This window comes from Ruegeria sp. R13_0 (genome assembly GCF_017743995.1).
Taxonomy (GTDB): Bacteria; Pseudomonadota; Alphaproteobacteria; order Rhodobacterales; family Rhodobacteraceae; genus Ruegeria.
The window spans coordinates 265,324-280,358 of record NZ_JAGHRB010000005.1; the positions used below are offsets into that span (position 1 = coordinate 265,324).

The 15,035-nt window shown below is 59.4% G+C and carries 16 protein-coding genes and 1 tRNA gene; 6 read left to right on the forward strand and 11 right to left on the reverse strand.

All coding sequences use genetic code 11. The annotated features are described in order from the left end of the window. Positions 1-70 precede the first annotated feature (70 nt). Positions 71-146: transfer RNA gene (locus J7394_RS08975), tRNA-Val, on the reverse strand. A 214-nt stretch (positions 147-360) separates the two neighbouring features. Between J7394_RS08975 and modA the strand changes: the two genes are divergently transcribed. From modA to modC, 3 genes are read left to right on the forward strand one after another with little or no spacing between them, the layout of a single operon-like run. Continuing rightward, the gene (modA, locus tag J7394_RS08980; RefSeq protein WP_209252444.1) at positions 361-1,140 is read left to right on the forward strand and encodes a molybdate ABC transporter substrate-binding protein; all 780 of its coding nucleotides are present in this window, start codon (positions 361-363) and stop codon (positions 1,138-1,140) included. 5 nt (positions 1,141-1,145) lie between these two features. Continuing rightward, a complete protein-coding gene (gene modB, locus J7394_RS08985) occupies positions 1,146-1,838 on the forward strand; it encodes a molybdate ABC transporter permease subunit (protein ID WP_170484723.1) in 693 nt (230 codons plus the stop codon). Next, on the forward strand, positions 1,835-2,935 hold the full coding sequence (gene modC, locus J7394_RS08990; protein WP_209252446.1) for a molybdenum ABC transporter ATP-binding protein: 1,101 nt from the start codon (positions 1,835-1,837) through the stop codon (positions 2,933-2,935). The genes modB and modC overlap by 4 nt, the downstream gene beginning before the upstream one ends. A gap of 2 nt (positions 2,936-2,937) precedes the next feature. Here the strand turns inward: modC and J7394_RS08995 are convergent, their stop codons facing one another. Both J7394_RS08995 and J7394_RS09000 read right to left on the reverse strand, forming a co-directional pair. After that, positions 2,938-3,831, reverse strand: coding sequence for a Hint domain-containing protein (locus J7394_RS08995; protein WP_209252448.1), 894 nt, complete (start codon positions 3,829-3,831; stop codon positions 2,938-2,940). A 1-nt stretch (position 3,832) separates the two neighbouring features. Beyond that, positions 3,833-4,345, reverse strand: coding sequence for a toxin-activating lysine-acyltransferase (locus tag J7394_RS09000; RefSeq protein ID WP_209252450.1), 513 nt, complete (start codon positions 4,343-4,345; stop codon positions 3,833-3,835). Positions 4,346-4,505: 160 nt separating this feature from the next. Here J7394_RS09000 and J7394_RS09005 point away from each other — a divergent pair, with 160 nt between their 5' ends. Beyond that, entirely contained in the window at positions 4,506-4,916 is a 411-nt protein-coding gene (locus J7394_RS09005) for a hypothetical protein (RefSeq protein ID WP_247748129.1), read from the forward strand. Between the two features lie 3 nt (positions 4,917-4,919). Here J7394_RS09005 and hemF read toward each other — a convergent pair whose 3' ends face one another. From hemF to clpS, 4 genes are read right to left on the reverse strand one after another with little or no spacing between them, the layout of a single operon-like run. Then, the gene (gene hemF / locus J7394_RS09010; protein WP_209252452.1) at positions 4,920-5,804 is read right to left on the reverse strand and encodes an oxygen-dependent coproporphyrinogen oxidase; all 885 of its coding nucleotides are present in this window, start codon (positions 5,802-5,804) and stop codon (positions 4,920-4,922) included. Positions 5,805-5,806: 2 nt separating this feature from the next. Then, positions 5,807-6,607: an SDR family NAD(P)-dependent oxidoreductase gene (locus J7394_RS09015; protein ID WP_170378722.1), complete on the reverse strand. Its 801-nt coding sequence runs from the start codon at positions 6,605-6,607 to the stop codon at positions 5,807-5,809. A gap of 35 nt (positions 6,608-6,642) precedes the next feature. Beyond that, the gene (locus tag J7394_RS09020; RefSeq protein ID WP_209252454.1) at positions 6,643-7,608 is read right to left on the reverse strand and encodes a class I SAM-dependent methyltransferase; all 966 of its coding nucleotides are present in this window, start codon (positions 7,606-7,608) and stop codon (positions 6,643-6,645) included. Between the two features lie 27 nt (positions 7,609-7,635). Next, complete coding sequence (gene clpS / locus J7394_RS09025) at positions 7,636-7,977, reverse strand: ATP-dependent Clp protease adapter ClpS (protein WP_170378718.1); 342 nt, start codon at positions 7,975-7,977, stop codon at positions 7,636-7,638. 93 nt (positions 7,978-8,070) lie between these two features. Between clpS and J7394_RS09030 the strand changes: the two genes are divergently transcribed. Continuing rightward, positions 8,071-8,772, forward strand: coding sequence for an HAD family hydrolase (locus J7394_RS09030; protein WP_209252456.1), 702 nt, complete (start codon positions 8,071-8,073; stop codon positions 8,770-8,772). 280 nt (positions 8,773-9,052) lie between these two features. Further along, the gene (locus J7394_RS09035) at positions 9,053-10,444 is read left to right on the forward strand and encodes a D-alanyl-D-alanine carboxypeptidase family protein (protein ID WP_209252488.1); all 1,392 of its coding nucleotides are present in this window, start codon (positions 9,053-9,055) and stop codon (positions 10,442-10,444) included. Between the two features lie 69 nt (positions 10,445-10,513). Here the strand turns inward: J7394_RS09035 and J7394_RS09040 are convergent, their stop codons facing one another. The 4 genes from J7394_RS09040 to J7394_RS09055 form a co-directional block, all read right to left on the reverse strand. Continuing rightward, positions 10,514-11,761 (reverse strand): hypothetical protein, encoded by a 1,248-nt coding sequence (locus J7394_RS09040; RefSeq protein ID WP_247748130.1) that lies wholly within the window; start codon positions 11,759-11,761, stop codon positions 10,514-10,516. A 158-nt stretch (positions 11,762-11,919) separates the two neighbouring features. Next, on the reverse strand, positions 11,920-12,681 hold the full coding sequence (locus J7394_RS09045; protein WP_209252458.1) for a LamB/YcsF family protein: 762 nt from the start codon (positions 12,679-12,681) through the stop codon (positions 11,920-11,922). A 12-nt stretch (positions 12,682-12,693) separates the two neighbouring features. Then, positions 12,694-13,692 (reverse strand): biotin-dependent carboxyltransferase family protein, encoded by a 999-nt coding sequence (locus tag J7394_RS09050; protein ID WP_209252460.1) that lies wholly within the window; start codon positions 13,690-13,692, stop codon positions 12,694-12,696. Then, positions 13,692-14,438 carry an allophanate hydrolase subunit 1 gene (locus J7394_RS09055; RefSeq protein ID WP_209252462.1) on the reverse strand — a complete coding sequence of 249 codons (747 nt, stop codon included), beginning with the start codon at positions 14,436-14,438 and terminating at the stop codon, positions 13,692-13,694. Before J7394_RS09055 ends, J7394_RS09050 begins: the two co-directional genes overlap by 1 nt. Positions 14,439-15,035 lie beyond the last annotated feature (597 nt).

Consider the following 15,035-nt stretch of genomic DNA (forward strand, 5'->3'; position numbering starts at 1 on the left):
CAGTGTTGCAACCGGTTGCAACCTAGACACAGGAATGCTGTGGTAGGTCGCGTGTCGTGAAAAGGAAGGATGGTGGGTGATGAGAGACTCGAACTCCCGACATCTTCGGTGTAAACGAAGCGCTCTACCAACTGAGCTAATCACCCGTGACGGTGCATGTAGCCAAGCCTGAGGGCGGGTGCAAGAGGGTTTGCGCGAATTTCTTACCTTTCTTCGGGTGACGCGTCAGCGAGGGCTGCCTGTACCACCAAAGGCATCACTGCGCACCCGATTGAAGGCAAAGACGGAAAGGCGCTTGCGCGGGGCCTGTTGCCTCCGATATCTCCGGTAGGGACCGAAACCCCTCAGGCCGGAGAGGATATGGCCCGACACTCCCCTCGCCGTTTTCTTGTGGCCGCGCTGGTGCTTGGCGCGTGTTTTCTGGCACCGCTTCGGGCCGGGGCAGATGGGGTTTTGGTGTTTGCGGCGGCCAGTCTGAAGACTGCTTTGGATGAGGTTTCGACCGCGTATCAGCGCGAAACCGGCAACGATGTCACGATTTCATATGCCGCGTCCTCGGTTCTTGCGCGTCAGTTGCAGCAAGGCGCTCCGGCTGATCTGTTCATGTCCGCGAATGAGGATTGGATGGATGTGTTGCAGCAGGATGGTGTGATCAAACCCGAAACCCGAGTCGCCCTACTGGGCAATAGGTTGGTTCTGATCGGAGCGGCGGCGCAGACGCCTATTGGCGAGGTCTCGGCGACTTATGATTTGGCCGAACAGCTTGAGGGCGGCTTTCTTGCCATGGCTTTGGTTGATGCCGTCCCCGCAGGGATCTACGGCAAGGCCGCGTTGCAGAACCTTGGCCTGTGGGGCGCAGTGCAGCATCAGATTGCCCAAACGGACAATGTGCGTGCTGCACTGGCGTTGGTCGCGACCGGGGCGGCACCGATGGGTATTGTCTACCGGACGGACGCTCAGGCTGACGCGCGGGTTGGTATTGTCGGCAGATTCCCAGAGGACAGCCACCCGCCCATCATTTACCCGGTCGCCGAGACGTCCTTTGCCAAGCCAGAGGCGCAGGATTTTCTGACCTTTCTCCAAAGCGAATTCGCGTCGGATGTGTTCGAGGGGCAGGGGTTCTCTCTGCCTGAACGGTGAGCCTTATGGATTGGTTGGGCCCTGCCGAGATTGAGGCGCTGAAACTGTCCCTGCGGGTGTCGTTCTGGGCAACGCTGGCGACTTTGCCCTTTGGGATATTCGTGGCTTATGCTTTGGCGCGCTGGCGCTTTCCGGGACGGCAGGTGTTGAATGGTCTGGTGCATTTGCCCCTGATCCTGCCGCCCGTGGTCACCGGCTACCTGCTGCTGCTGACTTTCGGCATTCAGGGTCCTATCGGGCGCATATTGGCCGAGTTCGGGATCGTTGTTGCTTTCCGGTGGACGGGCGCTGCGATGGCGGCTGGGATCATGGCGTTCCCTTTGATGGTGCGGGCCATCCGTCTGTCGATTGAGGCCGTTGACCCTCGGCTTGAACAGGCGGGGGCTACGCTGGGGGCCTCGCGCCCTTGGGTGTTTGCGACGGTGACGTTGCCGATGATCCTGCCGGGGGTCATCGCGGGGGCGATTCTGGCCTTTGCCAAGGCGATGGGCGAGTTTGGGGCCACGATCACCTTTGTGTCGAACATTCCGGGCCAGACTCAAACACTGCCATCCGCCGTCTACGCCTTCCTGCAGGTGCCGGGGGGTGAGGCAGCGGCGACCCGGTTGGTCGTCATCTCGATCATCATCGCGATGGGGGCCTTGCTACTGTCAGAATATGTCGGGCGCCGTGCGGCGGCGCGGGTGGCCGGATCATGAGCTTGTCTGTTAGCCTGCGCCACAGCCTTGCTGGGCTGGATCTGGACCTCAGCTTTGAGGCTCCGCCGGGTGTGACGGTTCTGTTCGGGCGCTCAGGGTCGGGCAAGACAACGGTGGTAAACGCCGTGGCGGGTCTGTTGCGACCCGAGGCCGGGCGCGTCGCCGTGGATGATTGGGTCCTTTTCGACACGGACACCAAGCTTTGGCTGCCGCCGCATAAACGCAGGCTCGGCTATATCTTTCAGGAAGGACGTCTGTTCCCTCACCTGACCGTGCGACAGAACCTGTCTTTCGGGCGCTGGTTTGCACCGCGGCCTGCAAAGCGTGAGGACCCGGACAAGGTGATCGAAATGCTGGGCATCGGTCATCTGCTCGACCGCCGCCCGGCTGGTTTGTCCGGGGGGGAGAAGCAGCGGGTCGCGATCGGGCGCGCCTTGCTGGCCAGCCCACGCCTAATTCTGGCTGACGAACCTCTGGCTGCGTTGGATGAAGGCCGCAAGGCCGAGATCCTGCCTTACTTTGAGCGCCTTCGGGATGAGGTCTCGGTTCCAATTCTCTATGTCACCCATTCCGCAGCCGAGGTCGCGCGGTTGGCAACTTCGGTTGTTGCACTGCAGGATGGCAAGGTGGGGCGCCATGGTCCGGCCTCTGAAGTGCTGGCCGATCCGTCCGTTACACCTGCGGGCGTGCGCGCGGTTGGCGCGGTGCTGCAAGTGCGTGTTCGGGCCCATCATGAGGACGGTTTGACCGAGTTGGACGCGGGTGGAGAATCTCTGTTTCTGCCGCGTATCTCGCATCAGATCGGTGCAGAGCTTCGCATTCGTATCCCCGCGCAAGAGGTGATCCTGTCCAACCAGCCTCCGGCGGGGCTGTCGGCCCTGAACGTTCTGGCGGGCACGGTCGATACGATCCGCGCCGGGGACGGGCCGGGTGCGATCATCTCGATGAATACGTCGGCAGGTATCGTGCTCGCGCGGATCACCCGCCGTTCTGTCGCGGGGCTTGGTTTGCAACCAGGCGCGCGATGCTATGCCGTGATCAAGACAGTTGCGCTGGCGCCGCAGGATGTGGGCGGGAGGATCGGCCCGACGGCTTAGAGTCAGGCCAAGGCGCGGGCTTCATGTTCGCGCAGGATCATGCGAGCAGCGCGTCCGAAGCCTATGCTGTTATCCGGGGTGCGGTCTGGGAAGATCGAGGCCAACTCCTGCAGCCCTTCTGAGGACAGGGAATGTAGCGCCTCGTCGCCTAGAAACAGGCTTTCCGCCAATGCGCCTTCGGCGGTCAAAATCTCATGCTGATCCAGCAGGATATGCAGGTATTCGACCGGCTGGTCTGAGGTGTCGACGGAGATACCCGGCCATGAACACAGGTGTTTTGCGGCGACCAGAACCTCGGCGGCGCCAAACAGCAGCTCGACTTTCGGCCCCTGAATTAGAACGCGATGTTGCTGCGACACCAGAAGATCGCGCGAGGGTATGTCGGGCCCAAGGCTGCCGCGCAGGATACGCACGGGCCGCAGATCAGGGTCACGACGCAATCGCTCGGGTGGGATCGGGCTGGCCTCGATCCACCGAATAGGCTGCAGCCCGTGATCTTTGGTCTGGACCAGATCGCCGACTGTCAGGGCCTCGACGAGCTCTGGTCCGGTTTCGGTTTCGATCAGCGTTCCGGCGGTGAAGCAGACGCCCTGAATGGAAATGGTGATGGTCGCCTGACCAACGAAAATCCCATCGGACCCCTGAATGACGAACGTGTCGGTCGCAATCTGGTTGAAGTCGAGGCTGTCAAAAAAGGTGGGATCGACCGTATAGGTCCATTCGCCGGTATCCGCGTCTATCGTAGCTGTCCCATTGGCCGGAGGGGTCGCGATTTCCCAATTGTCGACATCAAACGTTCCCGGGGTGGTGCCAAGAATGACCTGACCGCTGGCCACGTTTGGCGGTGAGCCCGTGACATCCCCTGTCAAATCACCCGTGACCGGAACTGAGACCATGCTAGCCCTCGCCCTGTTCCAGCAGGCGTTTGAAATCCTTCTTACGATAGAGCTTCATATGGACCTCGCCCGCGGTATCCCGGGTCCATTCTACGATCCGGTTCTGGCCCATGTCACCAACCAGACGATTCGTTCGGACGCGAGGGTGTGGTATTTCTGCCTTGAGAATGTTGACAATTTCTTTGGTCTGTCCGAACGGCGCAACCAGATCGACGATCCAGAACGAGGACCCGCTAGTGAAATCCGCATCCTTCAAGGGCTTTTCTTGAATGGCGTATCTGTTCTCAGCCTCAAGGCTAAGGCCCGCAAAGGTTACGAACCCCCGGGGAAAGCCGTTCTGGCGGAAGATGTGATACTGCCCCAGCCGCAACGGCGTTTCAAAGGCATAGAGAACCTGCGCCAAACTGCGTTTCTGATGCGTTGGGGTGAGGCCCGCCAAATAGAACATCGCTCCGAAATCAGCGTATTTCTCGGGCGGGAGGTCAAACCAGTCTTTTGGAAATGTTTGGCTCACGGTGACACCAGAACTGCGATGAATACCATGATGATATGCGCCGACGTGTCGGTTGCATATAAATATTTTGATGTGTTTGCAGCCAGTTGCCGTGCCCCCTCTCGACCCAACCCCCAATTGTGTTACTCTCAATGAGCAGAGTTTATTTCAGGATGTTCAGATGATGCGTGTTGCCAAACTCATAGCGGTCTCAGCTTTTGTTTTAGCACCCCAGCTTGCGCAGGCTGTCGGCTTCGGTGTCCGGATAGGACCGCAAAACCGGACCGAGATCACGCCCCTGGAGGGCGGCATCTATGAGGTAAAGGCCATCGGATCATCGGCGCCGGTAAACTATTGGTGCGGGATCGGCGATTTCGCGATCCGAACGCTTGGGGTGCCGGGCCCGACGCGGATCTATATCTATCGTGCCTACGAGCCGGGCGCACGCACGGTGCAGTTTTCCCTTACGCCACCGCCGGGCGCAAATACCGATCCGGGCTATTCAATATCCGTCAAAAAAGTAGGAATGAACATGTCTGCTACTAAGGCTCAGAACTACTGCTATGACAACTTCCTGGATCTAGCGTTCTGACCCTCAGACCCATTTCGCCATCGGCGGCAGGCTCATCAGCACTGCGTCCGGATCGTGGCCTGTCTCAAGCCCGAACTTGGTGCCGCGGTCATAGACAAGATTGTACTCGGCATAGAGGCCCCGATGCACCAGCTGGGTGTCTTTGTCCGCGTCTGAAAAGCTCTGAACCCGGCGTTTTTCAACCAGCGGCAGGAAAGCGGGCAGGAAGGCTTTACCGATATCCTGCGTCAGGGCGAAATCCGCCTGCCAGTCATTGGTGCAGTAGTCATCCATGAAGATACCCCCAACGCCGCGCGCGCGTTTGCGGTGGGGGATGTAGAAATACTCGTCCGCCCAGTCCTTCAGGCGCGGATAGTGGCTTGGTCCGTGCGGGTCCAGATGTGCCTTCTGGGTGGCGTGGAAATGGGCGGTATCGTCGTCATATTCGATGCAAGGGTTCAGGTCTGACCCGCCGCCGAACCACCAGGCATGTGGTGTCCAGAACATGCGCGTGTTCATGTGAACAGCGGGGGCATGCGGGTTTTGCATATGGGCGACCAGAGAAATGCCGGAGGCCCAGAACCGTGGGTCCTCAGTCATGCCGGGAATGCCCTTGCGCGCTGCCATGGCCTGCTGCGCGCGTTCGCCCAAAGTGCCGTAGACGGTTGAGACATTGACGCCGACCTTCTCGAACACGCGCCCGCCCCGCATCACCGACATCAGCCCGCCGCCCGCGTCCGAGCCGTCCTCGGACTGTCGTTTGGTTTCTTTAACTTCGAAACGTCCGGGGGTTGCGTCAGCAAACGGGCCGGTGTCGTGGCTGTCCTCCAGCGCCTCAAAAGCGGCAACGATATCGTCGCGCAATTGGCGGAACCAGGCTGAGGCGGTGGTCTTTTCGGTATCAAACATGGTCAATGCGCCGGGGCTGCAACGGGGTCCAGCAAGGTGCGGCCGCCGTCAATTGTCAGGATCTGGCCAGTGATGAACCCTGCCGCGTCCGAGGCCAGAAACTGCGCTGTTTCCGTCAGTTCGGTCGGGGCCGCGATCCGGGCCAGAGGGGTGTGTTTCTCGATATCGTCGCGGAAATCACGGTTTTCTTTCAGCGTTGATTGCAGCGATGCGCTCATCACTGACCCCAGCGCGATCGAGTTCACGCGGATACGGTTGGGGGCCAAAGCTACGGCCAGTGAGCGGGTCATCTGATCCAATGCTGCGGTTGAGACGGAATAGGCCATCAGGTCCGGATGGGTGCGCCGCGCTGCGATCGAGGACAGGTTGATGATGGAGCCTGCCGGGTTTTCTTCATCCTCGCCGGATTGTTTGATCATCCGCTTGGCCACCAATTGGCTGAGACGCAGGGCGGGCATCAGGTTCTGGTTCAGCAAGGTGCGTACGGAGTCGTCATCAGGGTCCAGCGGATCGGACGGGATCACCTGACGCGCGCCGTTGATCAGAATGTCGACCTGGTCGAACGCATCCAATGTGGCCGACAGCAGGTTGGCGATGGTCAGTTTTTCACGCAAATCACCAGCGAAATAGCGGATGTTGCCGTCATCGGCCTGCTCGCCCAATTCCTCGGCCAGCCGTTTTTCATCCATATCCGCAAAGACAACATTGGCCCCGGCATCTGCAAAATGCCGCCCGATGGCCAACCCAATCCCGTTGGCCCCGCCGGTTACAATCGCTGTCTTGCCAGCTATGGAAAAGGACATCCGAATCCTCCTGATTTGGGGCAGGTTAGCCGGGCTTAGGCCCGGGGGCGAGAGGCTTGGAACACCTTGAACCGATTGTCGCCGGCTACTTCCTGAACTTGGGCGAAGGATTCGGCCAGTGTTGCCTCATAGGGAAGGTGGCGGTTGGCAACCATCCACAGGGTGCCGTTGCGGGTCAGGTTCTTTGCGGCGGACCTGATGAAGCCTTGCCCCAACGCCGGATCGGCGCTGCGTGAGGTGTGAAAGGGTGGGTTCATGATGACGGTGTCGATCGGCTCGGGCGCGGTCCATGTCACCGCATCCGCCCAGTGAAACTGAGCACGTGTATCAGGGACGTTTGCTTGTGCGCATGTCAGCGCGGCGTGATCAGCCTCAACCAGATGCAGGGCTTTGACGCGGTCATTCTGCAGCAGACCCGCCGACAGATACCCCCAACCTGCGCCCAGATCAGCCACGCGGGGGCCAATCTTGTCCGGTAAGGACTGCGCGAGAAGGGCCGAGGCCGGGTCGATCCCATCTGCGGAAAACACGCCCGGAGCGGTCACGTAGCCGTCCACGCTTTGGTTCTCGGGCGCTGCCCAATCGGTAAAGGCGTCGGCGTCGGCCTGAAACCAGAAGATCTTGCCATGGGCCTTGGAAATAGGGCCTTCGATGGCAACACGCTTGCGGATGTCTTTCAGAATGCTGTCAACACCATTGGTTTTGGCGCCATCAACCACGATTGTCCCGCTCGCATAACTGCATGCCTGCTGGACAAGCGACCGGGCCAGCGCTTTGGCGCGCGGCAAGAACACAAGCGCGTCGCTGCAAGCGGCGTCAAGCACCGGTTTGGTGGCAAAGCCCTGACTAGCGAAATGATCGTGGAAAGGTTTGAACGGCTGAATCACCTGAGCCTCGCGCGACAAGGCTGACAGATCCTCTTCGGGGGTCGGGCCGATCACCACCAGCGGTTGCGACAGGGTCAAACCGCTGTTCAGGGCAAGATCAAGACGAGGGGACATGATAAATTCCGGGCGGCCCGGCCTGCGTTATTCTTCGCGTTCCATCGTGCATTGCAGCGGATGCTGATGCCGACGCGCGAAATCCATCACCTGGCCCACTTTGGTCTCGGCAATCTCGTGGCTGAAGACGCCCACTACCGCGACGCCCTTTTTATGCACGGTCAGCATGATCTCGAACGCCTGCGCATGGGTCATACCGAAAAAGCGCTCCAACACGTGAACGACAAACTCCATCGGGGTGTAGTCATCGTTCAGCAACAGCACTTTGTACAGAGGAGGGCGCTTGGTTTTGGGTCGCGTCTGCAGCAGGACGGACGAGTCACCGTCGTCATCCGATTTGTCAGACATCATCCAGGGGTTTTCCAGCATCGCTCGCAACTGTCCGATTCAGGCATTGGGTTTATCTGAGGGCTTATATAACGTTGACGCCGTCAGAATAAAGAGGTAGCGGACCCTTTCGGAATGGACAATAAACTGACCACGATCGCCTTCGATGCGGATGACACTCTGTGGCATAACGAGCGTTTTTTCCAACTGACACAGGCCCATTTTACCCAATTGCTGGCAGACCACGCTGAACGCGACCATCTAATGGAGCGTTTGTTGGCCGCCGAAAAGCGGAACATCCAACACTATGGCTATGGAATCAAAGGCTTTGTCCTGTCGATGATCGAAACGGCGATTGAGGTGACCGAAGACCGGGTTCCAGCGTCAGTCATCCGCCAGTTGATCGACGCGGGGCAAGAGATGCTGGCCCATCCCATCGAACTTCTGCCCCATGCGCGCGAGGCGGTTGAGGGCGTGGCCGAGACCCATCGCGTTATTCTGATCACCAAGGGCGACCTGATCGATCAGGAGCGTAAGCTGGCGCAATCGGGGTTGGGGGATTTGTTCGACGGGGTCGAGATCGTTTCGGAAAAGACGGCCGAGACCTATAGGACGATCTTCGAACAGCATGGCGAGGGGCCGTCGAGCGCGATGATGGTGGGCAACTCGATGCGGTCGGATGTGGTGGCGCCGATCGCCGCCGGGTGCTGGGGCGTTCATGTCCCGCACGGGCTGGTTTGGGAGGTCGAGCATGCCGAAACACCCTCTGACCATCCCCGATTCCGAGAGCTGTCGGATCTTGGCGAACTTTCGGATCTGGTGCGCGCCCTGGGCTGATGTTGCCGTTCGGCCTCAGTTCAAGAAAAAACCGCGCACCCTTTGCCTTGTTCCCGTCATGATCGCTCATCTGGTAGGTCGGCCTAGGGGCTTCGCCTATATATAGAAGGGGTTCGCGCCCCTCACGATGCCGGGAAAACACCAGCTTTTGGTTTATTTTGCCGGGGTCCTGTGCTAGCCTTGATGATAATAAATAAATTTCATCCGACCGGGAAAACCCGGCGGAACGAGGCAGACAGAGGCAAAGATCGTGCAGAGTCGGTGGACAATCCCGGCCCGGATGGGCGTATTCCTCACAGCGTTTATGTTGGTGCTTTCTTTCGCGCCTCTTAAAACCTTGGCCGCGCCTTACGCGGCGATGGTGATCGACGCGCGAACGGGCGAGGTTTTGCACTCGCGCAACGCTGATACCCGCCTGCACCCGGCCTCACTGACCAAGATGATGACCCTCTATATCGCGTTCGAAGCGGTCCGGAATGGAGAAATCACGCTGGATACACAGGTTCGCATCACGCGGGCGGCAGCGGCTGAACCTCCGTCGAAGCTGGGCCTGCGTTCGGGTCAGACGATTGCGTTCCGCTACCTGATCCGCGCAGCAGCGGTGAAATCGGCCAATGATGCCGCAACGGCTATCGGGATTGCGATCAGCGGGTCCGAGGCCGCCTTTGCCCGCCGCATGACGCGCACGGCCAAGGCAATGGGGATGAGCCGCACGACCTTCAAGAACGCGCATGGCCTGACGGAATCGGGGCATATGTCGACCGCGCGTGACATGACCACGCTGGGGCGGCATCTGCTCTATGATTACCCGCAATATTACAACCTGTTCTCGCGCCAATCGACCCATGCGGGGATCAAGACGGTTCCCAACACGAACCGCCGCCTCTTGGCCGCGTATAAAGGCGCAGACGGGATCAAAACGGGTTATACCCGCGCCGCTGGGTTCAACCTTGTGGCCTCGGCCAAGCGCAAGGATGAGCGAATCATCGCAACGGTCTTTGGTGGAAAATCTGGGGCCTCGCGTAATGCCAAAGTGGCTGAGCTGCTGGATCTTGGGTTCCGCCGCGCCCCATCGCGCGCCCCGATCCGCCGCCCTGCGCGCCCCGCTTATGCAGGCAATGCCGGTTTGGGCGGCACGCAGGTTGCCCGTTTGACCGGCGCACCCAAGACCAGCCTGCGCCCGGCGATGCGTCCATCCGCGTCGGTTCAGGTGGCCAGTGCTGTTGTTGATGCTGCCGAAGAAAACCGCGACCGCATTAAGGACGGGATCGCTGCAGCCATCGCACAGGCAGATATCGCGCCGACTGCGCCTCCGGTCGAAAGCTCGGATACACGTCCCGCCTTGCGGCCCGACAATCTGGTGCTGGCCTCGACTCAACCGGCCGAGCAGCCGGAACCGGAACAAGAGGTCGTCACGCGGCTGTCCACCTCGGGCGGGCATCTGTGGGGCGTGAATGTTGGCCGCTACACCACGCGCTATGAGGCTGAGAAGGTGCTGTTGAAAACCGCTCTGTCCGAGATGACAACGCTGGACGGCACGCTGCGCAAGGTCAATCAAAGCTCCAAAGGGTTCGAGGCCACGTTCCAGGGCATGACCCGTGAACAGGCCGATCTGGCATGCCGCCGGCTTCAGGCGCGCAATGTCACCTGTTTCATGATCGGGCCGTCATAAGGCCTGACATTTCTCCTCCTGATGGGTCTGGGCTGCGGGTTTTCGCAGCCCTTTTTTCATGCAACCAGCTCAGTCGAAGACATGGCCGTGCTCGTATTGCTCATCCTGCCCGGCGGCGGCAGTCAGCGCGGCGACGTTGTCCTTGGTGAAAAACCCGTCGTAGTGGTGGCACCGTTCGATATATTCGGTGATCAGCAGCGTATTCTTTGAGTGTTTCGAGAAGATTTGTTTCAGGTTGGGATCGTCTTTGCATTCCCCCACCACATGAGCGAGAAATGGCACGCCCTTGTCTTTGAGCGTATTGACGACAAAATCCACGTTCTTTTCACCCGCTCCATGGTCGCCATCCTGAATCTCGACCGCCATGTGATGCAGGCGGCGGCCGAAATTGCGAACGAAATCCTCGGTGGGCATGGGCAGTTTGGCAAATGAGTTCACGAAGGACGGCGTGTTGTTTGCCGTAAACACCTTGGCCGGGGATTTCTTGTCGTCATCCACATTGGCGTTGCGGTTTACGTTGGTCGAAGAATTCATGTCGAAGATGTTGTACGCCCCCCAGAAGTAATAGGGCACCATCGTCAGGAACTCGAGGATCGCATCTTCCCGCTCACCCGCCAGAACCCGGGTGGCGAGGTGGTCGATCCCCAGCATCAGCGGCGCAATTTTCGAATCCGTGCCGAAGGCTGCGGCCTCGTCCAGTCGAGCTTTCTCGGTATCGCTCAGCAAAACGCGATCGCCAAGGCCCAGACTGTCGGGGTCGTTGAAATCCAGCGTGGAATAGCCAACGCGGTTGCAAGTGAAATCCGAGGGCGTTGTAAAGCGAAAGCCATCCAGCGTGTAGAACGGGTTTTCTGTGTCACCTGCGTATTCAAACCGGATGTTCTGTTCTTCGAGAGTTTTGCTGAGCTCTTTCAAATCGCAGGCGGCAAAAACCTCCCCCACATACCGCGTTTGCGGGGTCGGGCGGGCCAGCGGGTACATCCGGTTGATGCGCGGGATGAAGTCCTCAAAACTGTCGCTCAGCGGGGCCATCAGGATCAGCGCCGGATAGTCGGGATGCGAATGCAGGACCGCGAACTTGTGTGTCTGTCCAAGATAACTGGCCGAGTGGCGGTAAGGCGTCATCACATAAAGCTCGACCATCGTATCGAACAGCGCCTTGGATTCGACCTGGATGACAATCGCGCGCATCGGCCCGACCTGATCCGCGACGCCCGAGCTGGTCCTGCGCTCGTAGATCATCGGAAGGTATTCGTGAAAGAAGTCCGAGTTCTTTTTGTCACCTCGGGGTGTGTAAGACATCAGATCGAAAGACATGTGCGCCTCCTTGCCGGGCATCTGGCGGCGAGCGCGGGGCCAGCCAATAGCGTTGCTAGAAATACGGTATTCAGAACATGCACTTGCGGGCATGCTATGCGCTCAACCGAATTCAAGCAACAGCCATAGGATAGGGACCCCGGATTACGGGCTGATGTCTATCGGGTGAACTTTGTCACCTCGACCCCGCCCTCTATCAGGTTTTCTCGGACCGACCGGGCGATCTGCACTGCCGTCGGGCCGTCGCCATGCAGGCAGATCGTGTCGATCGACGTCTCCAGCCGCTTGCCGGATTCGGTGATGATGGCCCCTTCGCGCACCATGTTCAGGATGCGCGGGCCGGCAATCTCAGGGTCGTGAATCACTGCGCCGGGCACGCTGCGATCCACCAAAGTGCCATCGTCATTGTAGGCCCGGTCGGCGAAGATCTCGCCCACCCATTTGCAGCCAAGCTCTCGTACGGCGTCTTCCTGCTTGGTGACCGCCAGTACCATGATGATGATATCCGGATCGACATCCAGCGCACCTTGGTAACAGGCGCGCGCCATGTCGAGGTCGACCGAACACATATTGGCCAAAGCGCCGTGCAGTTTCAGATGCCGCACCTTTGTGCCAGTGGCCGCGGCCATACCCAATGCCGCGCCCAGCTGATAGCGCACCAGATTGCGCAGGCTGTCATGGGGCACTTTCATATTGCGCCGGCCAAACCCCTGAAGGTCGGGAAAGCCGGGATGCGCCCCGATGCCCACATCATTCTCAGCGGCCAGTGTCATGGTCTTGGCCATCACGTCCCAGTCACCTGCATGAAACCCGCAGGCGATATTCGCGGATGTAATGATCTTCAACAGGCTTTCGTCATCGCCCATCTTCCAGGGGCCAAAGCTCTCGCCCATATCGGCGTTCAGATCCACGCGCGGCATCAGATAGTCTCCTTAGTCGGTGGCAGAGATCACTCCGCCGATCAATTGGTAGGACAACAGGTCCGGGATGTCATGAGGGTCGCGGACCAGAGGCTCAATACGGCTCGGCAGGCGCGCAAGATCCGCGCTAAACGCGGCATCAATCTCTACAGCCTGCTCCAGTGTTACGAATTCAAACCGAACCGTCCCGCCCGCCGGGGTCTGAGCAGCCTTGGACATGTCGCAGGGTAAGACGGTCGCTATTCGGGGGTAGCCTCCGGTCGTCTGGCATTCGGGCAGCAGAATGAAGGGGTTGCCGGTGCCAGTCATCTGAATGTCTCCCGGCGTTATCACCTCGGAAAGGATATTGAGCTGATCTTTCGCCGCAAAGCCCGGTCCATCACTTTCCAGCTGCATCCCCATACGGTTGGCCCGCGCGCCACGCGTGAACTCTGTCTGCGCAAAGCGATCCAGCGTTTCATCATCGAATAACGCGGTTTGAAAGCTGGCGACGACGCGAAGAGTGCCGCCGTTGAACCGGTCCGGGGGGGACAGCTTCATCCTGCCGTCGCCTGCAGTCTTCCCAGCGGGCAACACATCACCCACCGCAACGGCGCGGCCGATCTTGGCTGTCAGATGCGTCGCGCGCGAGCCGAGGAACAGCTCGGTCTCAATGCCGCCCTCCAAATGCAGGTAGCCGTAGTTGCCCCGCACGGTCGCACCGATTGTCAGAGTCTGCCCTTGCTCAAGAATATGGGACGCGTTCCAGACGATCGGGGAACCGTCGATGCTCGCCTGCATCGTCGCACCAGTCAGAGCTACCCTTGTGCGTCGCGTCGCTTCGAACGTGCCGCCCATGCCGGCCATTTCCAGCGCGGCCAGATCGGGGCTTTGACCCAGCAAGGCTGCGCCCTCATGCAGCGCCAGAATATCGGCTGCTCCAGAACGAGAGAGACCCTGATCCAAATAGCCGATGCGCCCCTGATCCTGAACCGTACAAGCCGGACCAATGCGGTGAACCATCAGGGTCATCAGGCGATCTCCTGGCAGGTTGCGCCACCAAGGCCGTCGTCATTGTTGGCGCGGATTGCCTCTAACTCATCGCGCGAGACAGAAGTGAATTGAAGCTCATCACCGGGCCGCAGGGTAAATGTCTGGTCCTTGTCAGGCTGAAAACACCTGAACGCCGTTTGGCCAACATGCCTCCACCCGGTCGGCGTCGGCCCGGAGAACAGAACAAACTGCGAGATCGCCAAAACCAGAGCGCCCTCGGGCACCATGGGCGTCAGTTGCTGCAGGCGCGGTATGTTGAATTCGGTTCCCAGCGGCCCGAGATAGGGTTGCCCCGGCGCAAAACCGATGGTCAGCACCCGTACTTGAGTTTGACTGAGCCGCCGGATGGCTTCGGCCGGGTCTAACCCAGCAACATGTGCGGCATCCTCCAGCTGCGGGGCAAGGTCCGTGCCATATACGGTCGGCACCCGCCATAGTCTCCGTCCGCTTGGTAGAGGGGCACTATACCAGTCCTGCTGGTTCAGGATCTGCTGCAGGTGACTTGTGATCTCAAGATGCGAAACCACCTGAGGGTCAAAGCGCACATATGCAGACCCCAGAGAGGCCGATGTCTCTATGATCCCGCGCAGCGCTAAGCTGTCCACCTGCGCCCGAAACGCCAAGGCCGCGCGGTTTGCGGCCTCATCCATCTTGTCTGCAAATGTCACCAAAGCCCCGTCGAGCCCGACGGTGCGTACCAGTGGGTAGGAAAGACCTTCAGTCATACTTGGGCCGAGATAGGATTGTGTCTTGTCATTCGGGAACCAGACCGCATCCCAATGAAATGCGCAAGTACAGGTAGAGAGCGATCCACACCGACGCGCAAAACGGAGTTTTTGAAGCCTGTCACCGGATTCGACTCGCGGGCGCGAGTCGGGCTTTGTTGTATCCGTGGGTTAACTTGGCCCAAGATGTTGTGGTTTGCCATTGTGGGGTTCTGGTCGGGCTATGGTGTTCTCCTGCTGGTGCGCCCGTATCTGGTTGTTCTTGTGCCTGACGAAACTCTTTAAAATATTGATTTTACTTCTATAAATAAGAAATCGCAAAAAAATACGCCGATATGTAATTTTCCGCTTGCGGCCTTCAGCGCTAAACCTTAGAACCCCCTTCACCGGCGCTGCTGAGGCGCTGGGGCGCTGCTGAGGCGGCGGGGACGCTCGGGAGAGACCGGGGGCATCTGAGGTTGGGTTTTAGGCGGGCGCGCTGAGGGATTGGCGCAACGGTCTGGTTTTTGGCTCTGGGTGTTATGTTCTTTGACATTGATGGATAACTGAAGAGATATGTGGGCGGTTTGGTTCGTTTCGACGGATTGAATGTCTGTA